Here is a 23,171-nt window from a genome sequence, read left to right as displayed (position 1 = left end):
CATGCCGTGCACGGCTCGCCGCGCACTAGCCTGACGATGACCGCACCCGCACCGCGGAAGGACATCCCATGAGCGACTCGACCTCCCCCACCCCGCCTCCCCTGCCCGACCAGCCCGCATCGGAGGCCGCGGCGACGCGCGCCTTCGACCCGGCGGGCGACCCCGACGACACGGGGGTCCCGCGCGTCGTCGGCGAGGCGTCCGATGTCGGGCGAGGGTTCCTGCGGGCGCTCTTCGACGTCTCGTTCCGCACCTTCATCACCCGACGCCTCGCGAGCGTCTTCTACGTCGTCGGGCTGATCGCGATCGCGATCGGCTTCCTCGTGTACTTCGTCCGCGGCATCGTGACGGCGATCAACCTGATCTCGTACAACGTCGGCGGCGGCGTCTCGCTCCTCGTCGCGACGCTCATCCTCGTGCCTCTCGTGACGTTCATCGCGATCGTGCTGCTCCGCCTCCTCATCGAGGCGGTCGTGGCCCTCATCGCGATCGCCGAGAACACTCAGCAGACCGCCGACAACACCGAGCGCTGATCGCGGCCGTCAGGCGAAGAGCTCGAGCTCGCCGGGCGCGCCGTCCCGCACGCGCAGGCCGGCGGCGTCGGCCCAGCGCACGAATCCGGCGAGCGAGCCGATGCGCGGCCGGTCCGTCGCTAGGCGGCGCACGAGGACACCCTTGGCGTGCTTGTTGAAGTGGTTGAGCGCGCGCACGGCACCGCCCTCGCCCTCCGACACGACGCGCACGTAGACGGCGGGGACGGATGCCGGCACCGGCCCGAGCGCCGCGTACGCCTCCGAGCGCAGGTCGAGGACGAAGCCGGGCGAGGCCGCAGCGAAAGCCTCGGCGACGGCGGCTGCCCATACCCGGCGGAGCGGCGGGATGCCGGGCAGCGACGTTCCGGCGCCGAGCCGGTAGGTGGGGATGCGGTCGAGCGCTCCGACCGGCCCGAGCGGGGCCGAGTGGATGACGACGTTGCGGCCGAGCCACCCGCGGGCCGAGGAGTCGAGGGATGCCGCATCCAGCGCGTCGTACAGGACGCCCGTGTAGCGGTCGACGGCCGGCATCGTCGGGGCCGAGCGCACGCGGGCGTTGTCATCCACCTCGCCGAGCTGCGTCGCACCGAGCTTGAGCACGCGAGCCGCGGTCGCAGCATCCGTCGACAGCTCTTCGAGCGCCGCGAGGACCTGCTCGCGCTGCGGGGCCAGCTCGGGGAACGCGAGCGTGGCGAGATCGAGCGGGCGTCGAGAGCCTCCCGCCCGCTTGGTCTCGGACGGTGGCAGGAGGATCAGCATGCGTGCTCCGGAAAACGACGCGCGCCGCCCGGACGGATCCGAGCGGCGCGCGTTACGACTGGCGTCAGGAGATGAGGGCGGCGTTGCCGGCCACGATCGAGACCTCGTCGCCGTCCATCGACAGGAAGCCGTCCTGCGCGTTGGCGACGATCTTCGTCCCGTCGGGCTGGGTGATGCGCACCTCGCCCTCGGCGAGGACCGCGAGCACGGGCTCGTGCCCCGGCATGAAGCCGATCTCACCGAGGACGGTCTTGGCGACGACGAGCGACGCCTCCCCCGACCAGACCTCGTTCTCAGCTGAGACGAGGCTCACGCTGAGCGGCATGTCAGCCGTTCTCCTTCTGGATCTGCGCCCACTTCTCCTCGACGTCGGAGATGCCGCCGACGTTGAAGAACGCCTGCTCGGCGACGTGGTCGAAGTCGCCCTTGACGATCGCATCGAAGGACTCGATCGTCTCCTTGATCGGGACCGTGGAGCCCTCGACGCCGGTGAACTTCTTCGCCATGTAGGTGTTCTGCGAGAGGAACTGCTGGATGCGGCGCGCGCGGGCGACGACGATCTTGTCCTCTTCGGAGAGCTCGTCGACACCGAGGATCGCGATGATCTCCTGCAGCTCCTTGTTCTTCTGGAGGATCTGCTTGACGGCCGTGGCCACGCGGTAGTGGTCGGCGCCGATGTAGCGGGGGTCCAGGATGCGGCTCGTCGACGTCAGCGGGTCGATGGCCGGGTAAAGGCCCTTCGACGCGATCTCACGCGACAGCTCGGTCGTCGCGTCGAGGTGCGCGAACGTCGTCGCCGGCGCCGGGTCGGTGTAGTCGTCGGCGGGCACGTAGATCGCCTGCAGCGACGTGATCGAGTGACCGCGCGTCGAGGTGATGCGCTCCTGGAGGATGCCCATCTCGTCGGCCAGGTTCGGCTGGTAGCCCACGGCGGAGGGCATGCGGCCGAGCAGCGTCGACACCTCGGAGCCGGCCTGCGTGAAGCGGAAGATGTTGTCGATGAAGAGGAGCACGTCCTGCTTCTGGACGTCGCGGAAGTACTCCGCCATCGTCAGCGCCGACAGGGCGACGCGCAGACGCGTCCCCGGCGGCTCGTCCATCTGGCCGAAGACGAGCGCGGTCTTGTCGAAGACGCCCGCCTCCTCCATCTCACCGATGAGGTCGTTGCCCTCACGGGTGCGCTCGCCGACACCGGCGAACACCGACACACCGCCGTGGTCCTGCGCGACGCGCTGGATCATCTCCTGGATGAGGACCGTCTTGCCGACGCCCGCACCGCCGAAGAGGCCGATCTTGCCGCCCTGCACGTACGGGGTGAGCAGGTCGATGCTCTTGATGCCGGTCTCGAACATCTCGGTCTTCGACTCGAGCTGGTCGAACGAGGGCGCCTGGCGGTGGATGCCCCACCGCTCGGTGATCTCGATCTTCTCGTCGGGCTCGGCGTTGAGGATCTCGCCGGTCACGTTGAAGACGCGACCCTTGGTGACGTCGCCGACGGGCACCGAGATGGGGCCGCCGGTGTCGCGCACCTCCTGACCGCGGACGACGCCGTCGGTCGGCTTGAGGGCGATCGCGCGCACGAGGTCGTCGCCGAGGTGCTGTGCGACCTCGAGGGTGAACTCGGTGGTCACACCCTCGACGGTGACCGTCGTCGTGAGCGCGTTGTAGATGTCGGGGATCGAGTCGTGCGGGAACTCGATGTCGACGACGGGGCCCGTGACACGGGCGACGCGCCCGATGACGGGGGCTGCCGTCTTCTCAGCGGTGAGGCTCATGGCTTCTTCTCTTTCGTATGTCTACTTGCCCGACGCCAGAGCGTCGGCGCCGCCGACGATCTCGGCGATCTGCTGCGTGATCTCGGCCTGACGCGCGTTGTTGCGCAGGCGGGTGTAGTCGGTGATGAGCTTGTCGGCGTTGTCGCTCGCGGACTTCATCGCCTTCTGCGTCGCGGCGTGCTTGGCCGCCGACGACTGCAGGAGGGCGTTGAAGACGCGGCTCTGGATGTACACCGGCAGGAGGGCATCCAGCACGACGTCGGCCTCGGGCTCGAACTCGTACAGGGGGTACACCTGCGCGCTCGTCGCCTCCGCCTCCACGACCTCCAGCGGGAGGAGGCGGACCGTCTCGGGCGTCTGCGTCATCATGCTGACGAAGCGGTTGTAGACGAGGTTGATCTCGTCCACGCCGCCCTCATTCCCGCCGCGGTCGTAGGCATCCAGCAGGACGCCGGCGATCTCCTCGGCCGTGTGGAAGTGGGGCGTGTCGGTGTCGCCCGTCCACTCGGCCGCGCTCGGGATCCGGCGGAACTGGAAGTACCCCACGGCCTTGCGACCGACGAGGTAGAACACCGGCTCCTTGCCCTGCGAGCGCAGCAGCTCGGCGAGCTGCACGCCCTCACGGAGGATCTGCGAGTTGAACGCGCCGGCGAGGCCGCGGTCCGAGGCGAAGATCACGACCGCGGAGCGGCGGATCGTCTCGCGCTCGGTCGTCAACGGGTGGTCGACATTGGAGTGCGTCGCCACGGCGGAGACGGCCCGCGTCACGGCACGCGCGAAAGGCGCCGACGCGCGCACGCGCGCCATGGCCTTCTGAATGCGCGAAGCCGCGATGAGCTCCATCGCCTTCGTGATCTTCTTGGTCGTCTGAGCAGAAGCGATCTTCTGCTTGTAGACCCTGAGTTGTGCGCCCATGGTTCCTGTCCAGGCGTGCCGCTTAGCGGCGGCCCTTGACGATCTGCTCCTGGTTCACGTCGTCGGCCGCAGCCGCCGCGATCTCCTCGTGGCCGGGCTTGGCGATCGGCTGACCGCCCTTGCCCGACTGGAACTCCAGGATGAACGTGTCGGTGACCTTGGCGAGCTCGGCCGCGGTGCCGTCGTCGAGCACGTTGGTGTCACGCAGCGTGTCGAGGATCGTCGTGTTGCGGCGCAGGTAGTCGAGCAGCTCGCGCTCGAAGCGCAGCACGTCCTCCACCTCGATCGAGTCGAGCTTGCCGTTGGTGCCGGCCCAGATCGAGACGACCTGCTCCTCGACGGGGTACGGCGAGTACTGCGGCTGCTTGAGCAGCTCGGTCAGGCGCGCACCGCGGGCGAGCTGGCGACGGGATGCCGCATCCAGGTCGGACGCGAACATCGCGAACGCCTCGAGCGAGCGGTACTGCGCGAGCTCGAGCTTGAGCGTGCCGGAGACCTTCTTGATCGACTTCACCTGGGCGTCACCGCCGACGCGCGACACCGAGATGCCCACGTCGACCGCGGGACGCTGGTTGGCGTTGAAGAGGTCGGACTGCAGGAAGATCTGGCCGTCCGTGATCGAGATGACGTTCGTCGGGATGTACGCCGAGACGTCGTTGGCCTTCGTCTCGATGATCGGCAGACCCGTCATCGACCCCGCTCCGAGCTCGTCCGACAGCTTCGCGCAGCGCTCGAGCAGACGGGAGTGCAGGTAGAAGACGTCGCCGGGGTACGCCTCGCGGCCCGGCGGGCGGCGGAGCAGGAGCGACACGGCGCGGTAGGCCTCGGCCTGCTTCGACAGGTCGTCGAAGATGATCAGGACGTGCTTGCCGTCGTACATCCAGTGCTGGCCGATGGCCGAGCCGGTGTACGGGGCGAGGTACTTGAAGCCCGCGGGGTCGGACGCGGGAGCCGCGACGATCGTCGTGTACTCGAGCGCGCCGGCGTCTTCGAGGGCGCCCTTGACGGACGCGATCGTCGAGCCCTTCTGGCCGATGGCGACATAGATGCAGCGGACCTGCTTGTTCGGGTCGCCCGACTCCCAGTTGGCGCGCTGGTTGATGATCGTGTCGATCGCGATCGCGGTCTTGCCGGTCTGGCGGTCGCCGATGATGAGCTGGCGCTGGCCGCGGCCCACCGGGATCATCGCGTCGATCGCCTTGATGCCGGTCTGCATCGGCTCGTGGACGCTCTTGCGCTGCATGACGCCGGGCGCCTGCAGCTCGAGGGCGCGGCGGCCCTGCAGGGGCGTGATCTGGCCGAGGCCGTCGATCGGGTTGCCGAGCGGGTCGACGACGCGGCCGAGGTAGCCGTCGCCGACGGGGACCGAGAGGACCTCGCCGGTGCGGGTGACCTGCTGGCCGGCCTCGATGCCGGAGAAGTCGCCGAGGACGACGACGCCGATCTCGTGCTCGTCCAGGTTGAGGGCGAGGCCCTGCGTGCCGTCTGCGAACACGACGAGCTCGTTCGCCATGACGCCGGGCAGGCCCTCGACGTGTGCGATGCCGTCGGCGGCGTCCACGACGGTGCCGACCTCGGTGGCCGCCGCCCCCGTGGGCTCGTACGCGGCGACGAAGTCCTTCAGCGCGTCACGGATGACGTCGGGGCTGATAGAGAGTTCTGCCATTGTCTTCCTTCGTTCAGTGAGGCCGTCCGTGAGTCGGGCCCCGAAGCCTCCGCCCGGGTCGGGGCGGGAAGTCTTGGGTTATCCGGCGATCCGCTGCCGGAGTTCGGCGAGGCGTGACGAGACGCTCGCGTCGATGACGTCGTCCGCGATCTGCACGCGCACGCCCCCGACGACCGTCGGGTCGACGACGGCGTTGAGGGAGACGGTTCCGCCGTAGCGCTTCGACAGAGCCGCTGAGAGGCGGTCGGTCTGAGCCGGGCTCAGCGGGACGGCCGAGACGACCGTCGCGACCGTGCGGCCGCGCTGATCGGCGACGAGGTCCATCGCGCGGTTGAGCAGCTGGCGCACGCGACGCTCCCGGGGCTGCTGCACGAGCGACGACACGATGAGCGTCGTGGCGTCGCTGGCGCGGCCCTGCAGGAGAGTGCGGACGAGCTCGCCCTTCGCGGAGTCGTCGCCGAGGCGGCTGCCGAGCGCGAGCTCGAGCTCGGAGTTCGCCGCGACGGTGCGCGAGAAGCGGAAGAGCTCCCCTTCGACGTCGGCGCCCGCCGCGCTGCGCGCAGCGGCGCGGACGGCGAGCTCCTCGATGGCCTCGATGAGATCATCGGACGACGACCAGCGCTGCTCGACGGCGGTCGTGACGAGCGCGACCGTCGCCGGCTGGAGGGCGCGACCGAAGACGTCGGCGACCACCTTGGCGCGGGCCGCGGTCGAGGCCGCCGAATCGGCGAGTGCGCCGGCGAGCTGCGACGATCCGCCGAGAGCCCGTGCCACGGCGAAGAGCTCGCCGGCGACCGCCAGGTCGACGCCGGCGGCGCCGTCGAGCGCCGCCGTCGTCGTGGCGAGCGCCTGAGTGGTCGCGCTTCCCATTACGCCCTCTGTCCGTCAGCCGAGCCGGCCGCAGCCGTCTCGGACGCCTCGAGCTCCGCGAGGAAGCGGTCGACGACGCCCTGGGCCTTCTTGTCGTCGGTGAGCGACTCGCCGATGACGCCGCCGGCCAGGTCGATCGCGAGCGAGCCGACCTCGCTGCGGAGCGACACGAGCGCCGACTGGCGCTCCGCCTCGATCTGCGAGTGGGCGGACGCCGTGATGCGCGCGGCTTCGGCGGATGCGGTGTCCTTCGCCTCGGCGATGATCTTCTTGCCGTCCTCACGGGCGGCATCGCGGATCTCACCGGCCTCCTTGCGGGCACCGGCGAGCTGGGCCGTGTACTCCTCGAGGGCGGCCTCGGCGCGACGCTGGGCGTCGTCCGCCTTGGCGATGTTGCCCTCGATGGCGGTGGCTCGCTCGTCCAGCAGCTTCTTCAGGCGCGGCAGCGCGACCTTCCAGAAGATGAAGAGGATGACGATGAAGCACACCGACGACCAGATGATGTCGTACCACGCCGGGAGGAGCGGATTCGGGGTCTCACCCTCTTCAGCGGCGAGTGTGACAAGAGCGCTGAGCATCCTGTCTCCTTACGTCGGGAAGATCGATCAGTAGCCGAAGATGAAGGCGGTCGCGATGCCGATGAACGCCAGCGCCTCGGTGAAGGCGATACCGATCCACATCAGGACCTGGAGGCGACCGGCGAGCTCGGGCTGACGAGCCACGCCCTCGATGGTCTTGCCCACGACGATGCCCACGCCGATGGCGGGGCCGATGGCCGCGAGGCCGTAGCCGACGGTGGCGATGGAGCCGGAGACATCGGCGAGAACCGTAGTTGCGTCCACGGGGGTGTTTCCTTTCGGTTATGGGCGGCGCTGGGCCGACCCGCTCAGTGCTCTTCCGCGACCGCGAGCTGGATGTAGACCGCGGTGAGGAGGGCGAAGACGTAGGCCTGGAGGACGGCCACCAGGATCTCGAAGAGGGTGAAGGCGAAGCCGAACGCGAGGGAGCCGGCCGCGAGGATCGACCACCATCCGCCCATCGTCAGGAGGAAGAACGACGTCGCCGAGAAGAACAGGACCAGCAGCAGGTGGCCGACCATCATGTTCATGAGGAGTCGGAGCGTCAGCGTGATGGGCCGGATGATGAAGGTCGAGATGAACTCGATCGGCGTCACGATGAAGTAGATCGGCCACGGCACGCCCGCGGGGAAGAGCGAGTTCTTGAAGAAGTTGCCCGGGCTCTTCTTGATGCCGGCGTAGATGAACGTCACGTAGCTCACGACGGCGAGCGTCAGCGGCACGGCGATGATCGCGGTTCCGGCGATGTTCAGGAACGGGATGACGCCCGTGATGTTCATGAACAGGATCATGAAGAACATCGTCGTGAGGATCGGCAGGAACCGCTCGCCGTCCTTCTTGCCGAGCAGGTCGTACGCGATGTTGGTGCGGACGAACCCGAGGCCCATCTCGACGAGGCTCTGGAAGCGCCCCGGGACGACGCGCATCTTGCGCGTGCCGAGCCAGAAGACGAGCACGACGGCGATCGTCGCGAGGATCTGGATGATGTGGATTCGCGTGATCGGAACCCCGAAGACGGTCGTGACGACGTCCGGGAAGAACTCATTGATCGACGGGGCGTGGAATTCGCCGCCGTCTTCAGCGGTCTTGGCGATCAGGGTCGCAGCGTGAGTAAACAGCGCGGGCTCCAGCTTCGGGGCATCGGCGTGAACCGTTGCGACGATGGTCGGTGAGCGTCACTCCGCACAGGCTCGCAGGGCGAGCGGGCGGGCGCAGAACCACCCTACCAAACTCGGGAGGCTCCTGAATCCGCCCTGAGCGTCAGCCGAGCGTGTGGTCTGACTTCTCCCCCGCGTCGGGGTCGGTCGGCAGCTCGACGTCGCTCGCGTACGGGACACGCAGGCGCAGCAGCACGACGACGTCGACGACGAGCGACGCCAGGACGCTGACGACGACGGAGACGAAGAAGACGGTGGGATCGATCCAGGGCTGGCCGCGCAGCAGCAGCAGCGCGACGATGAAGACGACGAACTTGAGGATCCACCCGCCGAGCACGATCCCGAAGAAGATCGGCACGTACAGGTCGTCGCCGAACCATCGGTTGGCGATCAGGATGCTGGCGCCCGTGATCGCGAGGAAGACCGCGGCGATGAGGACGCCGGCCAGAGCGCTCCACAGACCGGTCGTGCCGGCGACGAGGAACCCGATCACCGCCGCGAGGACGGCGAGCACGCCGGTCACGATGCCGGACCACTTCAGGGTCGTCCGCAGGATCGGGGTGCTGGAGATCTGGCTGGGGCTCATGCGACGGGCTCCAAGACGGGTCTGGGCGCCACACGGCGCGAGGGAAGCAGAGTGACGACGAGGCACGCGGCCGCGCCGAGGAGGCCGTAGCAGAGGCCGATGAGGTAGTCCCCCGGCCAGCCGGCCGTCGTGCCGATGTACATGAGGAGGACGCTGAGTCCGATGATCGCCGTCCACGCGTAGAAGATGAGCACGGCATCGCGATCACTGTGGCCCATGTCGAGCATGCGGTGGTGCAGATGCTTGCGGTCGGGCGAGAAGGGCGACTTGCCCGCCCCCATGCGCCGGATGACGGCCATCGCGAAGTCGAGGAGCGGCAGCAGCACCACGACGACGGGGATCAGGATCGGGATGAAGGCTCCGAGCAGCTGCGAGCGCCCGAAGTCCTCGGGGTCGAGCATCGTGGGGTCGAGCTGGCCCGTGATGGCGATGGCCGAGCAGGCCATGAGGAGGCCCAGCATGAGCGCGCCCGCGTCGCCCATGAACAGCTTCGCGGGGCTCCAGTTGATCGGCAGGAACCCGAGGCACGCGCCGATCAGGACCGCGGCGAGGAACGTCGCGAAGGAGAAGTTGCTGGCCGTGTTGTCGCGCAGGAGCAGGTACGAGTAGGCGAAGAAGATGCCGTTCGTGATGAGGCAGACGCCTGCCACGAGGCCGTCGAGACCGTCGATGAAGTTCACGGCGTTCATCACGACGACGATCGCGAAGACCGTCAGCGTGAAGCTCACCCAGCCCGAGCCCACCGTGAGGCCGCCGATCGGCAGGGAGTAGATCTGGAGCTCGCCGAACCACGCGATGATGCCCGCGGCGAGGAACTGCGCGCCGAGCTTGATGAACCAGTCGAGGTCCCACAGGTCGTCGGCGATGCCGACGAGGACGATGATGACCGTCGCGGCGAGGATCGCGTAGACCTGCTGGGGCGAGGTCCAGAAGATGGCGAAGAACTCGTTCGCGGCCGAGACCCCGATCGCGGCGACGACGCCGAAGAACATCGCGATGCCGCCGAGACGCGGCGTCGGCGTCTTGTGCACGTCGCGCTCGCGGATGCCCGGGTACAGCTTGTACTTCATGCTGAGGCGCCACACGGCCCACGACAGCGCGAACGTCACGATGGCCGTGAAGAGGATCGTGAAGAGGTACTGCTTCACTCGGTGCCGCCGCCGCCCTCGGCCGACGCCTCGGCGGGCGCTGCCGCGGCATCCGGGATCTCGTCCTCCAGGAGGTCGCCCAGCACCTCGCGGAGCCGTTCACGGCTGATCGCGCCCTCGCGCAGGATGCGCACGCGCGGCTCGGCGCCGCCCACGAGCGTCGTCGCGTCGACGATCGTCGAGGCGATGCCCGTGTCGGACGACCCGTCGTCGAGATACACCTCGATGCTGTCGCCAAGCATGTCGCGGGCGTCCTCGACGCGGACCGCGGCCGGCTTGCCGGTGAGGTTGGCGCTGGACACGGCGAGGGGGCCGGTCTCTTCGAGCAGCTCGAGCGCGATGCGGTGAGCGGGCATGCGCACCGCGACCGTGCCGTGCGTGTCGCCGAGGTCCCACGAGAGCGAGGGCTGAGACGGCAGCACGATCGTCAGTCCACCGGGCCAGAAGGCCTCGACGAGACGCTCCACGGCCTCGGGCACCTCGGCGACGAGCGCGCGGAGAGTCGTGGCACCCGCGACCAGCACGGGCGGCGGCGATTGGCGGCCGCGCCCCTTGGCATCGAGCAGGCGCTGCACGGCGCGTGCGCTGAACGCGTCGGCGGCGACGCCGTAGACGGTGTCGGTGGGGAGGACGACGAGCTCGCCGCGGCCGATCGCCTGGCGGGCCTGGCGCATGCCGGGGAGGAGCTGCGCCTCGTCGCGGCAGTCGAAGACGGAGGACATGACGCCGTCCAGTGTACCCAGCGCGACCTGAGCGCCTTACGGGCGCACCGCCGTCGTGGCGCGGTCGCGGAGCGTCAGGTCGGGGTGCGTCGCGGCGCTCCGCCAGCCGTCCGCCGCGAGGAGGCCGCGGATGGGCTCTCCCTGCCATTCGCCGTGCTCGATGACGAGCATGCCGCCGGGGTGCAGCAGGCGCAGACCCACACGGCTCAGGGTGCGCACGACGTCGAGGCCGTCCTCGCCGCCGTACAGCGCGGCGGGCGGGTCGAAGAAGCGCACCTCGGGATCGCGCGGGATCGCGGCATCCGGAACATACGGCGGGTTCGACACGAGCACCGACACGGTGCCGTCGAGCTCGGGGAAGGCATGCTCGAGGTCGACGAAGGCGAGCCGGGCGTTCGGAGCGCCGACCTCCCGGAAGTTCTCCTCGGTCCACAGGAAGGCGTCGACGGAGTTCTCGGCCGCGTGCACCTGCGCGTGCGGCACCTCGGTCGCAAGGGCGAGGGCGATCGCGCCGCTGCCGGTTCCGAGGTCCACCGCGACGGGAGAAGGGGATGCCGCGGCCCGGAGCGCGTCGATCGCCAGCTGCGCGACGATCTCGGTCTCGGGGCGCGGCACGAAGACGCCGGGGCCGACCCGCAGGTCGAGATGCCGGAAGGGGGCCCGGCCGGTGAGGTGCTGCAGCGGCTCGCGGGTCGCACGGCGCGTGACGAGGGCATCCATTCGCGCGGCATCCGCCTCGCTGATCGTGTCGCCGCGCAGCGCGCGGGCCTGCAGCTCACCGCGGCCTTCGCCGAGCACGTGGGCGGCGAGGAGCTCCGCGTCGACGACGGGGTCGGGCACGCCGGCGCGAGCCAGCCGTTCGGCAGCGGCTCGGAGGAAGGCGGACAGCGGGATCGGGGGGATGCTGACGGGCGACATGGGCGCACTCAGCCTACGTGCACGTCGAGGCGGACGTGACGTGCCGGGTGCCGGTGCGTCGAGGCCCGCGGGAGCGCCCACCCGGGGCCGCGCGACCTCGGGCGTCACATGCCGTAATCCTCAGAAGCCGCTCGCCTAGGCTGAGCACCGATCCGGCGCGACGACGCGCGCAGATTCGACCCGACCCGAAAGGCCACGCCCAATGCCCGGCATCCACTCCGACATCACGAGCGCGTTCGGCAACACCCCGCTCGTCCGCCTCAACCGCGTGAGCGAAGGGCTTCCCGGCACGGTGCTCGCGAAGCTCGAGTTCTACAACCCGGCGTCGAGCGTCAAGGACCGCCTCGGCATCGCGATCGTGGACGCCGCGGAGGCGTCGGGAGAGCTGAAGCCCGGCGGCACGATCGTGGAGGCCACGAGCGGCAACACGGGCATCGCGCTCGCGATGGTCGGCGCCGCGCGCGGCTACAAGGTCATCCTCGCGATGCCGTCCTCGATGTCGATCGAGCGTCGCCTGCTCCTGGCCGCCTACGGCGCCGAGCTCGTGCTCACCGACCCGGCCGGCGGCATGAAGGGCGCCGTCGCCAAGGCGCAGGAGATCGTCGCCGAGACCCCCGGAGCGGTGCTCGCGCGCCAGTTCGAGAACGAGGCCAACCCCGCGATCCACCGCAAGACGACCGCCGAGGAGATCATCCGCGACACCGACGGCGAGATCGGCTACTTCGTCGCCGGCATCGGCACCGGCGGCACCATCACCGGCGTCGGCCAGGTGCTCAAGGAGCGCGTGCCCGACGCGAAGGTCGTCGCCGTCGAGCCGGCCGACTCCCCCCTGCTCACGAAGGGCACCCCGGGACCGCACAAGATCCAGGGCATCGGACCCAACTTCATCCCCGAGATCCTCGACCAGGGCGTCATCGACGAGGTCGTCGACGTCGAGCTCGACGACGCGCTGCGCGTCGCGCGCGAGGTCGGCACCAAGGAGGGCATCCTCGTCGGCATCTCCAGCGGTGCCGCGATCTGGGCCGCTCTCCAGGTCGCTGCGCGCCCCGAGGCGGCGGGCAAGAATATCGTTGTCGTGGTCCCCTCCTTCGGCGAGCGCTACCTCTCCACCGTGCTCTACGAAGACCTGCGCCAGGACTGAACCGCCCCGCACACCGAAAGCAGCCTCGTGCCCCGCATCCATTCCGACATCACGACGGCATTCGGCGACACCCCTCTGGTGCGCCTGAACCGACTGACGGAGGGGCTCGGCGCTGACGTCCTCGTCAAACTCGAGTTCTACAACCCGGGCTCCAGCGTCAAGGACCGCCTCGGCGTCGCGCTCGTCGCGGCGGCCGAGGCGTCCGGCGAGCTGAAGCCCGGCGGCACGATCGTCGAGTCCACGAGCGGCAACACCGGGATCGCGCTCGCGCTCATCGGCGCGGCCCGCGGCTACAAGGTCATCCTCACGATGCCCGCCTCGATGTCGAAGGAGCGTCGGACGCTCCTCAAGGCCTACGGCGCCGAGCTCGTGCTGACCGACCCCTACAAGGGCATGACGGAGGCCGTCGACACCGCCAAGCGCATCGTCGCCGAGACCCCCGGCGCGGTCCTGGCACGGCAGTTCGAGCACTCCGCCAACGCCGAGATCCACCGCCGCACGACGGCGGAGGAGATCTGGCGCGACACCGACGGCCGCGTCGACTGGTTCGTCGCCGGCTCGGGCACGGGCGGCACGATCACGGGCGTGGGCCAGGTGCTCAAGGAGCGCAACCCCGACGTGAGGATCGCGCTCGTCGAGCCGAAGGACTCCCCCGTGCTCACCGAGGGGCGTGCCGGCGGTCACCGCATCCAGGGCATCGGCCCCAACTTCGTGCCCGACGTCCTCGACCGCAGCGTCGTCGACGAGATCTTCGACGTCGAGTTCGACGACGCCATCCGCGTCGCGCGCGCCCTGGCGACCGACGAGGGGATCCTCGCCGGGATGTCCGCCGGCGCCGCGGTGTGGGCCGCGCTGGAGATCGCCGCGCGGCCCGAGGCCGATGGGAAGCGCATCGTCGTCATCATCCCCGACGCCGGCGAGCGCTACCTCTCCACCGCCCTGTACGAGCACCTCCGCGAGGACGCGTCGTGATCGGCTCGTCGGCGATCGGCCGCGTGCGCGAAGACCTCGCGGCCGCGAAGCTCCGCGACCCCGCCGCCCGCAGCGGCCTCGAGATCGCGCTCCTCTACCCCGGCCTGCACGCCATCTGGGCGCACCGTGTGGACCACTGGCTGTGGCAGCGCGGCTACCGCTTCATCGCGCGCGCGGGATCGCAGATCGTGCGCTGGCTCACGGGCATCGAGATCCACCCCGGCGCGACCATCGGGCGCCGCTTCTTCATCGACCACGGCATGGGCGTCGTGATCGGCGAGACCGCCGAGGTCGGCGATGACGTCATGCTGTACCACGGCGTCACGCTCGGCGGCCGCACGCGCGACAGCGGCAAGCGCCACCCCACGATCGGCGACGGCGTCGCCGTCGGAGCGGGCGCGAAGGTGCTGGGTCCTATCACGATCGGCGACGGGTCCGTCATCGGCGCGAACGCGGTCGTCACGAAGGACGCCCCGGCCGACAGCATCCTGGTCGGCATCCCGGCGAAGCCGCGAGCCCGTCGCGTCGGAGAGGACACGCGTGCCTTGCTGACGGTCCCCGAGTACTTCATCTGATCCGGGATGCCGCGGGCGCGGCATCCCTCATTCGGAGCGGCGCGCGTCGACCTTCTTCTTTATGAAGAGGGGCGGGAGGAGCCACGTCGCCAGGGCCGTCACGAGCCAGACGACGAAGGTGCCGATGATCCACGCGACGGGACCGTCGATCCCGATACCGGCGGCGGGGATCAGCACCGCGATGAGCAGCGCGACGAAGGTCGACACGATGCCGATGCCGCCGATGAGCGCGTGCGCGTGGCGGCGGACGATCCGCAGGAGCCACGGCGCGAGGATGCTCTGCAGCACCGCGAAGATCACGACGGCGACGAGGATGCCCCACCAGTCGTCCCAGTGCAGGTAAAAGCCGTCGAGCAGGAGGTCGGCCGCGACGAGGCCGACGAACGCGGAGGCGAGGAAGATCACCGCGCGGATCAGGAAGTTGATCACGCGCTCACCCTAGCGCCCGCCGCGGGGGCGCTCGCGCCGCCGCGCAGACGCCGAGACATGGCTTCTCGCCGAGGCAGGGTGACACGATCCCCTGGCTCGGCGAGACCCCCGGTCTCGGCGAGGTCGGGGTCCGACGGGGTCGGTCGGGCGAGGGGTCGGGCGAGGGGTCGAGTCAGGCGTCGGAGCCGAGGGCGGCGAGGCGCGCCTCTTCGTCGGCGTGGATGGCCGACTCCACGATGGGGCCGAGCGCGCCGTCCATCACCTGGTCGAGGTTGTACGCCTTGTAGCCGGTGCGGTGGTCGGCGATGCGGTTCTCGGGGAAGTTGTAGGTGCGGATGCGCTCGGAGCGGTCCATGCCGCGGATCTGCGACCTGCGGGCGTCGGAGGCCGCGGCATCCCGCTCCTCCTGCTGCTTCGCGAGGAGCCGGGCGCGCAGCACGCGCATGCCCGCCTCGCGGTTCTGCAGCTGCGACTTCTCGTTCTGCATCGACACGACGATGCCGGTCGGGACGTGCGTGATGCGCACCGCGGAGTCCGTCGTGTTGACCGACTGGCCGCCCGGGCCGGACGAGCGGAAGACGTCGATCTTCAGGTCGTTCGGGTCGATCTGGATCTCTTCGGGCTCGTCGACCTCGGGGAAGACGAGCACGCCGGTCGTCGACGTGTGGATGCGGCCCTGCGACTCGGTCGCCGGGACCCGCTGCACACGGTGCACGCCGCCCTCATACTTGAGGTGAGCCCAGACGCCCTGCGCGGGGTCGGAGGACGAGCCCTTGATCGCGACCTGGACGTCCTTATAGCCGCCGAGGTCGGACTCGTTGCGCTCGAGGAGCTCGGCCTTCCAGCCCTTCGACGCGGCGTACTGCAGGTACATCCGCAGGAGGTCGGCCGCGAACAGCGCCGACTCGGCGCCGCCCTCGCCCTGCTTGATCTCCATGATCACGTCGCGGGCGTCGTCGGGGTCGCGCGGGATCAGGAGGCGCCGCAGCTTCTCCTGCGCCTGCGCGAGCTGCTCCTCGAGCGCCGGGACCTCATCGGCGAAGGCGTCGTCCTCTTTCGCGAGCTCGCGCGCCGCGTCGAGGTCGTCCGACGCCGCGACCCACGCGTCGTGGGCCGCGACGATCTTCGACAGCTCGGCGTAGCGCCGGTTGACGCGCTTCGCGCGGGCCGCGTCGGCGTGCACGGCGGGGTCGGAGAGCTCCTCCTGGACCGCCTTGTGCTCGTCGATCAGGCCCTGGACGGACTCGAACACGTGAGGTCGCGCTTCGACGGGCTCAGCGGATGCTGTTGTCGTGGTCGTGGCTGCGGCCGCCGCCGTGCGCGGGAGTCGGGATCGACTTCTGCATCTGCACGAGGAACTCGACGTTCGACTGCGTCTCCTTGAGCTTTCCGAGCACGACCTCGAGGGCCTGCTGCGGGTCGAGGCCCGCGAGCGCGCGACGGAGCTTCCAGGTGATCTTGACCTCGTCGGGCGAGAGCAGCATCTCCTCGCGGCGGGTGCTCGACGCATTGACGTCGACCGCCGGGAAGATGCGCTTGTCGGCGAGCTGACGGCTGAGGCGCAGCTCGCTGTTGCCCGTGCCCTTGAACTCCTCGAAGATGACGTCGTCCATCTTGGAGCCCGTCTCGACGAGCGCGGTCGCGAGGATCGTGAGCGATCCGCCGTTCTCGATGTTGCGCGCAGCGCCGAAGAAGCGCTTGGGCGGGTACAGCGCCGAGGCGTCCACACCGCCGGTCAGGACGCGACCCGACGTCGGTGCAGAGATGTTGTAGGCGCGGCCCAGGCGTGTGATCGAGTCGAGAAGCACGACGACGTCGCGGCCGAGCTCGACGAGGCGCTTCGCGCGCTCGATGGCGAGCTCGGCGACCGTCGTGTGGTCCTCCGCGGGACGGTCGAAGGTGGAGGCGATGACCTCACCCTTGACCGTGCGCTGCATGTCGGTGACCTCTTCGGGCCGCTCGTCGACCAGCACGACCATGAGGTGGACCTCGGGGTTGTTGATCGCGATGGCGTTGGCGATCTGCTGCAGGACGATCGTCTTGCCGGCCTTCGGAGGCGCGACGATGAGACCGCGCTGGCCCTTGCCGATCGGCGCGACGAGGTCGATGATGCGCTGCGTCAGCTTCTCGGGGGCCGTCTCGAGGCGCAGGCGCTCCTGCGGGTAGAGCGGCGTCAGCTTGCCGAACTCGACGCGCGTCGCGGCGTCGTCGACCGAGAGGCCGTTGACGGCGTCGACCTTGACGAGCGCGTTGTACTTCTGACGGCTCGACTGCTCGCCCTCGCGCGGCTGCTTGATCGCACCCACGACGGCGTCGCCCTTGCGCAGGTTGTACTTCTTCACCTGGCCGAGCGAGACGTAGACGTCACTCGGGCCGGGAAGGTAGCCGGTCGTGCGGACGAAGGCGTAGTTGTCGAGCACGTCGAGGATGCCCGCGATCGGGATCAGGACGTCGTCCTCGCCGATCTCGGTCTCGAACTCGTCGCCCGTCGTCTGACCGCGGCGCTTGTTGCGCTGGCGGTTGCGGCTGTTCGCGGCACCGCCCTCGTCGTCCTGCTCGGCGGCGGGCTGGCTCGCCTGCGGCGCGTTCTGCTGCTGACCGCCCTGCTGCGGGGCGTTCTGGCCGTTCTGACCGTTGGCGCCGCGGTTGCGGTTGCGGCTGCGCGAACGGCTGCGCGAGCGCGACGGGGTCTCGTCGCCCGTGGATTCGGTGGATGCCTCGGCCTCGGCGGCGGGCTCGCCCTCGGCCTGCTGCCCCCCGGGCTGCTCGCCCTCGGCGGGCTGCTCGGCGTCGGTGACCGCGGGCGCGGTCGCCTCGGCAGGCGCCTCTTCGGTCGCGACCTCGGCGGCCGGCGCGGCCTCGGCGGGCTGCTCGGCGGCGGCTTCGGGCTGCGCCTCGACGTCGGCCGGGGCGGCGGCGGCCTCGGGCTCTGCGCCCTGGGCGCCGGTGCTCTTGGCGCGGCGCGGGGCGCGCTTGCGCGGTGCGCGGGCAGGAGCCGCAGGGGCCTCCTCGGCGGCGGGCTCGGGCTGCGCCTCAGCGGCAGGCTGCTCGGCGACCTCGGGCTGCGCCTCGGCGGCCTCGGGCTGAGCGTCGGCGACGGGGGCGGCGTCAGCGACGGGCTCCGCCTCGGCGGCGGGCTGCTCGCCCTCGACGGCCTCGACCGGTGCGGCCTCGGCGGGCTGCTCCTCGGCGGCGGGCTCCTCGGCGTCGGGCTCCGCCGGGGCCTCCTCGGCCGGCGCCTCAGGCTCGGCCGGCGCCTCTTCGGCAGGCGCCTGGGCGGCAGATGTGTCTGCGGCCTCGGCGGACGCCTCGGCTGCGTTCTCGGCGGCGATGTCGCCGTCGAGGACCGTCTCGCCGCCCTCGAGCGCTTCCGTGCGCTCGTCGGCGGGCGTGTCGGTGTGGATCTCGGAGATGGACTCCACGAGTTCTCCCTTGTGAAACGAACGGAAAGTGCACGAACGCACAGTCACCGCGCGTGGCAGGATGCTGCCCGCGCGACCCCTTCGAACGGCTCAGATGCCGTGTGGCCGCTCAGCGTTCGGACGGGGCGGGGGATGTGCCAGGGTTTCGCAGAATTGCGACGGAGGCCAGATTCACGTGCTTACGTGGAACCCTCCGCGTACTCCCTCACTGTACCACCCTTGAAGTCGACGGCGAGCATGAGCGCCTCCCACGGGGTGTCGCTCGCGGTGCGGGCGACCTCCGCCGCCTCGAGGCGCTGTCCGGGGCCGTCGGCCAGCACGAGCACGCTCGGTCCGGCGCCCGAGACGACCGCGGCGAAGCCGTGCTCGCGCAGCGTGCGGACGAGCCGGTCGGTGTCGGGCATCGCCGACGCGCGGTAGTTCTGGTGCAGCTTGTCCTCGGTCGCGGCGAGCAGCAGCTCGGGGCTCTGGGTGAGGGCCGCGATGAGGAGGGCGGAGCGCGACACGTTGAAGACGGCGTCCTCGCGCGGCACCTGCGTGGGCTGCAGGCTGCGTGCGAGCTTCGTCGACATCGTGAAGCCCGGCACGAAGACCAGCGGAGCGACACCGCGGTGCACGAGGAGCTTCTTGTGCTGCGGACCCGTCTCGTCCATCCACGCGATCGTCAGGCCGCCGAAGAGCGCCGGCGCGACGTTGTCGGGGTGCCCCTCGAGCTCGGTGGCGAGGGAGAGGAGCGTCTCGTCGCCGAGCGTCACGTCGCCTTCGAGCAGGCCCTTCGCCGCGAGCAGTCCCGACACGACGGCGGCGCCGGAGGAGCCCATGCCGCGGCCGTGCGGGATGACGTTCTTCGCCTCGAGCCGCAGGCCCGGCAGGCGCCGGCCGACCGCCTCGAACGCGTACGCGATCGAGCGCACGACGAGGTTCGAGGCATCCCGGGGCACATCCTCGGCACCTTCCCCCGAGACCTCGAATTCGAGGCCGTCGTACGGCAGCGCCGTCACGACGAGCTCGTCGTACACGCTCAGCGCGAGGCCGAGCGTGTCGAACCCTGGACCCAGGTTGGCGCTCGTCGCGGGGACGCGGACCACGACGCTCCGCCCGGGGGCGACGGCCGCGGCTGCGTTCACGCGGTCGCCTCGCCGGCGAGACCGAGGACGGATGCCACCTCCGACGTCGCGGCGTCGACGACGGTCGGCTCGACCTTCGAGCCGTCGGCGTTGCGCAGGGCCCACTGCGGGTCCTTGAGGCCGTGGCCCGTGACCGTCAGCACGACGCGCGCGCCCTGCGGCACGACACCGGCCTCGACGCGGTCGAGGAGGCCCGCGACGCTGATCGCGGAAGCGGGCTCGACGAAGATGCCGACCTCGCCCGCGAGGAGCTTCTGCGCCGCGAGGATGCGGTCGTCGTCGATGGCTCCGAACCAGCCGTCGGTCGCCTCGCGGGCGTCGAGGGCGAGGTGCCACGACGCGGGGTTGCCGATGCGGATGGCGCTCGCGACCGTCTCGGGGTTCTTCACGACCGAGCCCGTCACGAGCGGCGCCGAGCCCTCGGCCTGGAAGCCGAACATCCGGGGCACCCGGGTCGAGACGCCGGCCTCGGCCTCCTCGGTGTAGCCGCGCGTGTAGGCGGTGTAGTTGCCCGCGTTGCCGACCGGGATGAAGTGGAAGTCGGGCGCGTCGCCGAGCTGCTCGACGATCTCGTACGCCGCCGTCTTCTGACCGTCGATGCGATCGGGGTTGACGGAGTTGACGAGATGCACCGGGTAGTGGTCGGCGAGCTCGCGCGCGATCTCGAGGCAGTCGTCGAAGTTGCCGCGGATCTGGATGAGGCGGCCGTTGTGCGCGACGGCCTGGCTGAGCTTGCCCATCGCGATCTTGCCCTCGGGCACGAGCACGGCGGCCGTGATGCCCGCGTGCGCCGCGTAGGCGGCGGCCGAGGCCGACGTGTTGCCGGTCGAGGCGCAGATGACCGCCTTCGCGCCGTGCTCGATCGCGCGCGAGACCGCGACGGTCATGCCGCGGTCCTTGAACGAGCCGGTCGGGTTCATGCCCTCGAACTTCACCCACACGTCGGTTCCGGTGCGGCGCGACAGCGCGGGGGCGGGCAGGAGCGGCGTGCCGCCCTCGCCGAGCGTCACGACGGTCGAGGCGTCCGTGACGCCGAGGCGATCTGCGTACTCGCGGAGGACTCCGCGCCAGACGTGTGCCATGTCAGTCTCCTTCTACACGCAGGACCGAGACGACGCGCTCCACGACGCCGCTCGCCGCGAGCCGATCGACGGTCTCGCTCAGGTCCTGCTCCAGGGCTTTGTGGGTTCCGATGACGAGCCGGGCGACTCCACCGAGGTTGTCGTCGCGGAGCGACGACTCTGTCCCCGAGCTCGTCGAGGGGTCGTGGATCACGGTCTGCTCGAGCGTCGCGATCGACACGCGGCCCTCGCTCAGGATGCCGGCGATCTTGGCCAGCACGCCGGGCTCGTCGTCGACCTCGAGGGTGATCTGGTAGCTCGTCGTCACGCGGCCGATCTCGACGATCGGGAGGTTGGCGCGCGTGGACTCCCCCACGCCGACGCCGCCCGCGATGTGCCGGCGCGCGGCCGAGACGACGTCGCCGAGCACGGCCGACGCGGTCTGCACCCCGCCGGCGCCCGCGCCGTAGAACATGAGGTTGCCGGCCGCCTCCGCCTGAACGAAGACGGCGTTGTTCGCGCCGTGCACGCTCGCTAGGGGGTGTGCGCGGCTGACGAGGGCCGGGTAGACGCGCACCGAGATCGACTCCGCGCCGTCGGCCCCGGTCAGGCGCTCGCAGACCGCGAGGAGCTTGATGACGTAGCCGGCGTGGCGCGCGGCATCCATCATCGCCTTGTCGATGCCCGTGATGCCCTCGCGGTGCACGGCCTCGAGGGGAACCGTGGTGTGGAAGGCGAGGCTCGCGAGGATCGCCGCCTTCTGCGCGGCGTCATAGCCCTCGACATCGGCGGTGGGGTCGGCCTCCGCGTAGCCGAGTGCCTGCGCGTCGGCGAGGACGTCGGTGAACTCGGCGCCCTCGGTGTCCATGCGGTCGAGGATGTAGTTGGTCGTGCCGTTGACGATGCCCATGATGCGCTGCACGCGGTCGCCCGCGAGCGAGTCGCGCAGGGGACGGATGATCGGGATGGCGCCCGCCGCGGCGGCCTCGTAGTAGACCTGCGCACCCACCTGGTCGGCGGCGTCGAAGATCTCGGAGCCGTGGGTCGCGAGGAGGGCCTTGTTCGCCGTCACGACGTCGGCGCCCGAGTTGATCGCCTGGAGGAGGTGCGCTCGCGCCGGCTCGATGCCGCCCATGAGCTCGATGACGATGTCGGAGCCGACGATGAGGGGCTCGGCGTCGGTCGTGAACAGCTCGCGGGGCAGCTCGACATCGCGCTGGGCGTCGACGTCGCGCACGGCGATCCCGACGAGCTCGAGCGTCGCGCCCGCACGGTCGGCGAGCTCGGACCCGTGGCGCAGCAGCAGATCGGCGACCTGCGAGCCGACGGCTCCGGCTCCGAGCAGCGCGACGCGCAGGCGGCGGTAGTCGGTCATCAGTTCCCTTCCTGGGCCGGCGGAGTGAGGCCCGCGTCGCGGGCGAGCAGGTCGTCGACCGTCTCGCCGCGCACGATGACGCGCGCCTCTCCCCCGCGCAGCGCCACGACGGGCGGGCGGGGGACGTAGTTGTAGTTGCTGGACAGTGAGAAGCAGTAGGCCCCCGTGGCGGGCACGGCGAGCAGGTCGCCGGGCGCGACGTCGCCGGGCAGGTGCTCGGCATCCACGACGATGTCGCCCGACTCGCAGTGCTTGCCGACGACGCGCACGAGGGCGGGTGCGGCATCGCTCGTGCGCGACGCGAGGCGCGCGGTGTACTGCGCGCCGTACAGGGCCGGGCGGGCGTTGTCGCTCATGCCGCCGTCGACGCTCACGTAGAGGCGCGTGAGCGATTCGTCCACCTGCACCGACTTGGTCGTGCCGACCTCGTAGAGGGTCACGCCGGCCTGGCCGACGATCGCACGCCCCGGCTCGAAGGCGAGATTCGGGATCGGGATGCCGCGCACGGCGCACTCCTGCGCCACAGCATCCGCGATCCCGCTCGCGAGCTCTTCGATCGGGGTCGGGTCGTCTTCCGGGCGATACGCGATGCCGAAGCCGCCCCCGAGGTTGAGCACGGGGATGTCGCCGCCCTCGAGGAGCTCGGCGTGCAGCTCGACGACGCGGGCCGCCGACTCGCGGAAGCCCGCCGTGCCGAAGATCTGCGAGCCGATGTGGCAGTGCAGGCCGACGAAGAAGAGCCCGTCGAGCTCGCGGATGCGGGCGACGGCGGCCGCGGCATCCTGAAGCGTGAAGCCGAACTTCTGGTCTTCGTGGGCCGTCGCGAGGAAGTCGTGCGTCTCGGCGTGCACGCCGCTGTTGACCCGGACGAGCACGGCCTGCTCGGTGTCGCGCCGCTCGACGATCGCCGCGAGCCGCTCGAGCTCGATCCAGCTGTCGATGACGATCGAGCCGATGCCCACCTCGACGGCGCGCTCGAGCTCCGCGACGCTCTTGTTGTTGCCGTGGAAGCCCAGGCGCGAGGGGTCGGCTCCGGCGGCCAGCGCGATCGCGAGCTCTCCCCCGGTGCAGACGTCGACCGCGAGGCCCTCTTCCGTCACCCAGCGCACGACCTCGGTGGAGAGGAAGGCCTTGCCCGCGTAGTACACGCGGGCCTGCACGCCGTGCTCGTCGCTGGCGGCGCGGAACGCCGCGAGCGTGCGGCGCGCGTGCGCGCGGACGTCGTCCTCGTCGAGCACGTACAGCGGCGTGCCGAAGCGGTCGCGCAGATCGGTGACGTCGATGCCGCCCAGGCGGAGGACGCCGTGCTCGTTCCGATCGGCGCCATCCGGCCACACCTTCGGGTCGAGGGCGTTGACGTCGTCCGGAACCGCAGGATGGTCTGCGGCTCGGCTCTGCGGGGCGGCGGACACGGGTGGGACCAATCGGTGAGGGCTTCGGCG

The 23,171-nt window shown here is 70.5% G+C and carries 24 protein-coding genes; 4 read left to right on the top strand and 20 right to left on the bottom strand.

Features of this window, described 5'->3' with window-relative positions:
- Window positions 1-68: 68 nt before the first annotated feature.
- On the top strand, window positions 69-533 hold the full coding sequence (locus tag AAIB33_RS02645) for a DUF4282 domain-containing protein (RefSeq protein ID WP_345802023.1): 465 nt from the start codon (window positions 69-71) through the stop codon (window positions 531-533).
- A gap of 9 nt (window positions 534-542) precedes the next feature.
- Here AAIB33_RS02645 and yaaA read toward each other — a convergent pair whose 3' ends face one another.
- From yaaA to prmC, 13 genes are all read right to left on the bottom strand, one after another.
- A complete protein-coding gene (gene yaaA, locus AAIB33_RS02640; protein WP_345802022.1) occupies window positions 543-1,292 on the bottom strand; it encodes a peroxide stress protein YaaA in 750 nt (249 codons plus the stop codon).
- Between the two features lie 64 nt (window positions 1,293-1,356).
- A complete protein-coding gene (locus tag AAIB33_RS02635) occupies window positions 1,357-1,617 on the bottom strand; it encodes a F0F1 ATP synthase subunit epsilon (protein WP_345802021.1) in 261 nt (86 codons plus the stop codon).
- Window position 1,618: 1 nt separating this feature from the next.
- A complete protein-coding gene (gene atpD, locus AAIB33_RS02630) occupies window positions 1,619-3,067 on the bottom strand; it encodes a F0F1 ATP synthase subunit beta (RefSeq protein WP_345802020.1) in 1,449 nt (482 codons plus the stop codon).
- 21 nt (window positions 3,068-3,088) lie between these two features.
- Entirely contained in the window at window positions 3,089-3,982 is an 894-nt protein-coding gene (locus AAIB33_RS02625; RefSeq protein WP_345802019.1) for a F0F1 ATP synthase subunit gamma, read from the bottom strand.
- Between the two features lie 22 nt (window positions 3,983-4,004).
- On the bottom strand, window positions 4,005-5,648 hold the full coding sequence (gene atpA / locus AAIB33_RS02620) for a F0F1 ATP synthase subunit alpha (RefSeq protein ID WP_345802018.1): 1,644 nt from the start codon (window positions 5,646-5,648) through the stop codon (window positions 4,005-4,007).
- A gap of 78 nt (window positions 5,649-5,726) precedes the next feature.
- Window positions 5,727-6,518, bottom strand: coding sequence for a F0F1 ATP synthase subunit delta (locus tag AAIB33_RS02615; RefSeq protein ID WP_345802017.1), 792 nt, complete (start codon window positions 6,516-6,518; stop codon window positions 5,727-5,729).
- The gene (locus AAIB33_RS02610) at window positions 6,518-7,096 is read right to left on the bottom strand and encodes a F0F1 ATP synthase subunit B (RefSeq protein ID WP_345802016.1); all 579 of its coding nucleotides are present in this window, start codon (window positions 7,094-7,096) and stop codon (window positions 6,518-6,520) included. The genes AAIB33_RS02615 and AAIB33_RS02610 overlap by 1 nt, the downstream gene beginning before the upstream one ends.
- Before the next feature lie 27 nt (window positions 7,097-7,123).
- On the bottom strand, window positions 7,124-7,360 hold the full coding sequence (atpE, locus tag AAIB33_RS02605; protein WP_345802015.1) for an ATP synthase F0 subunit C: 237 nt from the start codon (window positions 7,358-7,360) through the stop codon (window positions 7,124-7,126).
- A 44-nt stretch (window positions 7,361-7,404) separates the two neighbouring features.
- A complete protein-coding gene (atpB, locus tag AAIB33_RS02600) occupies window positions 7,405-8,193 on the bottom strand; it encodes a F0F1 ATP synthase subunit A (protein WP_345803491.1) in 789 nt (262 codons plus the stop codon).
- A gap of 163 nt (window positions 8,194-8,356) precedes the next feature.
- The gene (locus tag AAIB33_RS02595) at window positions 8,357-8,839 is read right to left on the bottom strand and encodes a hypothetical protein (protein WP_345802014.1); all 483 of its coding nucleotides are present in this window, start codon (window positions 8,837-8,839) and stop codon (window positions 8,357-8,359) included.
- Window positions 8,836-9,987 carry an MraY family glycosyltransferase gene (locus AAIB33_RS02590; RefSeq protein WP_345802013.1) on the bottom strand — a complete coding sequence of 384 codons (1,152 nt, stop codon included), beginning with the start codon at window positions 9,985-9,987 and terminating at the stop codon, window positions 8,836-8,838. Before AAIB33_RS02590 ends, AAIB33_RS02595 begins: the two co-directional genes overlap by 4 nt.
- Complete coding sequence (locus AAIB33_RS02585; RefSeq protein WP_345802012.1) at window positions 9,984-10,709, bottom strand: L-threonylcarbamoyladenylate synthase; 726 nt, start codon at window positions 10,707-10,709, stop codon at window positions 9,984-9,986. Before AAIB33_RS02585 ends, AAIB33_RS02590 begins: the two co-directional genes overlap by 4 nt.
- A gap of 36 nt (window positions 10,710-10,745) precedes the next feature.
- Window positions 10,746-11,627 (bottom strand): peptide chain release factor N(5)-glutamine methyltransferase, encoded by an 882-nt coding sequence (prmC, locus tag AAIB33_RS02580; RefSeq protein WP_345802011.1) that lies wholly within the window; start codon window positions 11,625-11,627, stop codon window positions 10,746-10,748.
- Between the two features lie 202 nt (window positions 11,628-11,829).
- On the opposite strand from prmC, the gene cysK (AAIB33_RS02575) reads away from it, so the two are divergent.
- Genes cysK (AAIB33_RS02575) through epsC form a run of 3 tightly spaced genes read left to right on the top strand, consistent with a single transcriptional unit; the run spans window position 11,830 to window position 14,315 of the window.
- On the top strand, window positions 11,830-12,768 hold the full coding sequence (gene cysK / locus AAIB33_RS02575; protein ID WP_345802010.1) for a cysteine synthase A: 939 nt from the start codon (window positions 11,830-11,832) through the stop codon (window positions 12,766-12,768).
- 27 nt (window positions 12,769-12,795) lie between these two features.
- A complete protein-coding gene (gene cysK, locus AAIB33_RS02570) occupies window positions 12,796-13,740 on the top strand; it encodes a cysteine synthase A (protein WP_345802009.1) in 945 nt (314 codons plus the stop codon).
- Entirely contained in the window at window positions 13,737-14,315 is a 579-nt protein-coding gene (gene epsC, locus AAIB33_RS02565; RefSeq protein ID WP_345802008.1) for a serine O-acetyltransferase EpsC, read from the top strand. Before cysK (AAIB33_RS02570) ends, epsC begins: the two co-directional genes overlap by 4 nt.
- Before the next feature lie 27 nt (window positions 14,316-14,342).
- Here the strand turns inward: epsC and AAIB33_RS02560 are convergent, their stop codons facing one another.
- From AAIB33_RS02560 to lysA, 7 genes are all read right to left on the bottom strand, one after another.
- Window positions 14,343-14,744: a hypothetical protein gene (locus tag AAIB33_RS02560; RefSeq protein ID WP_345802007.1), complete on the bottom strand. Its 402-nt coding sequence runs from the start codon at window positions 14,742-14,744 to the stop codon at window positions 14,343-14,345.
- Between the two features lie 172 nt (window positions 14,745-14,916).
- Window positions 14,917-15,996, bottom strand: coding sequence for a peptide chain release factor 1 (gene prfA / locus AAIB33_RS02555; protein WP_345802006.1), 1,080 nt, complete (start codon window positions 15,994-15,996; stop codon window positions 14,917-14,919).
- Window positions 15,997-16,018: 22 nt separating this feature from the next.
- Entirely contained in the window at window positions 16,019-18,166 is a 2,148-nt protein-coding gene (gene rho, locus AAIB33_RS02550) for a transcription termination factor Rho (RefSeq protein WP_345802005.1), read from the bottom strand.
- A gap of 179 nt (window positions 18,167-18,345) precedes the next feature.
- Entirely contained in the window at window positions 18,346-19,293 is a 948-nt protein-coding gene (gene thrB / locus AAIB33_RS02545) for a homoserine kinase (protein ID WP_345802004.1), read from the bottom strand.
- On the bottom strand, window positions 19,290-20,375 hold the full coding sequence (gene thrC / locus AAIB33_RS02540; protein WP_345802003.1) for a threonine synthase: 1,086 nt from the start codon (window positions 20,373-20,375) through the stop codon (window positions 19,290-19,292). Before thrC ends, thrB begins: the two co-directional genes overlap by 4 nt.
- A 1-nt stretch (window position 20,376) precedes the next feature.
- A complete protein-coding gene (locus AAIB33_RS02535) occupies window positions 20,377-21,729 on the bottom strand; it encodes a homoserine dehydrogenase (protein ID WP_345802002.1) in 1,353 nt (450 codons plus the stop codon).
- Window positions 21,729-23,141 (bottom strand): diaminopimelate decarboxylase, encoded by a 1,413-nt coding sequence (gene lysA, locus AAIB33_RS02530; RefSeq protein ID WP_345802001.1) that lies wholly within the window; start codon window positions 23,139-23,141, stop codon window positions 21,729-21,731. The genes AAIB33_RS02535 and lysA overlap by 1 nt, the downstream gene beginning before the upstream one ends.
- Between the last annotated feature and the right edge of the window lie 30 nt (window positions 23,142-23,171).

The sequence above is a fragment of the Microbacterium sp. AZCO genome (assembly GCF_039614715.1).
GTDB lineage: Bacteria > Actinomycetota > Actinomycetes > Actinomycetales > Microbacteriaceae > Microbacterium.
Note: the sequence above shows the minus strand (reverse complement) of the source record. Positions and strands in the feature narration are given on the sequence as shown.

Excerpts from the sequence above, each read along its gene's own strand:
- AAIB33_RS02645 (WP_345802023.1), top strand. The coding sequence starts at position 69 with ATGAGCGACTCGACCTCCCCCACCCCGCCTCCCCTGCCCGACCAGCCC.
- yaaA (WP_345802022.1), bottom strand. The coding sequence starts at position 1,292 with ATGCTGATCCTCCTGCCACCGTCCGAGACCAAGCGGGCGGGAGGCTCT.
- AAIB33_RS02635 (WP_345802021.1), bottom strand. The coding sequence starts at position 1,617 with ATGCCGCTCAGCGTGAGCCTCGTCTCAGCTGAGAACGAGGTCTGGTCG.
- atpD (WP_345802020.1), bottom strand. The coding sequence starts at position 3,067 with ATGAGCCTCACCGCTGAGAAGACGGCAGCCCCCGTCATCGGGCGCGTC.
- AAIB33_RS02625 (WP_345802019.1), bottom strand. The coding sequence starts at position 3,982 with ATGGGCGCACAACTCAGGGTCTACAAGCAGAAGATCGCTTCTGCTCAG.
- atpA (WP_345802018.1), bottom strand. The coding sequence starts at position 5,648 with ATGGCAGAACTCTCTATCAGCCCCGACGTCATCCGTGACGCGCTGAAG.
- AAIB33_RS02615 (WP_345802017.1), bottom strand. The coding sequence starts at position 6,518 with ATGGGAAGCGCGACCACTCAGGCGCTCGCCACGACGACGGCGGCGCTC.
- AAIB33_RS02610 (WP_345802016.1), bottom strand. The coding sequence starts at position 7,096 with ATGCTCAGCGCTCTTGTCACACTCGCCGCTGAAGAGGGTGAGACCCCG.
- AAIB33_RS02595 (WP_345802014.1), bottom strand. The coding sequence starts at position 8,839 with ATGAGCCCCAGCCAGATCTCCAGCACCCCGATCCTGCGGACGACCCTG.
- AAIB33_RS02585 (WP_345802012.1), bottom strand. The coding sequence starts at position 10,709 with ATGTCCTCCGTCTTCGACTGCCGCGACGAGGCGCAGCTCCTCCCCGGC.
- prmC (WP_345802011.1), bottom strand. The coding sequence starts at position 11,627 with ATGTCGCCCGTCAGCATCCCCCCGATCCCGCTGTCCGCCTTCCTCCGA.
- cysK (WP_345802010.1), top strand. The coding sequence starts at position 11,830 with ATGCCCGGCATCCACTCCGACATCACGAGCGCGTTCGGCAACACCCCG.
- thrC (WP_345802003.1), bottom strand. The coding sequence starts at position 20,375 with ATGGCACACGTCTGGCGCGGAGTCCTCCGCGAGTACGCAGATCGCCTC.
- AAIB33_RS02535 (WP_345802002.1), bottom strand. The coding sequence starts at position 21,729 with ATGACCGACTACCGCCGCCTGCGCGTCGCGCTGCTCGGAGCCGGAGCC.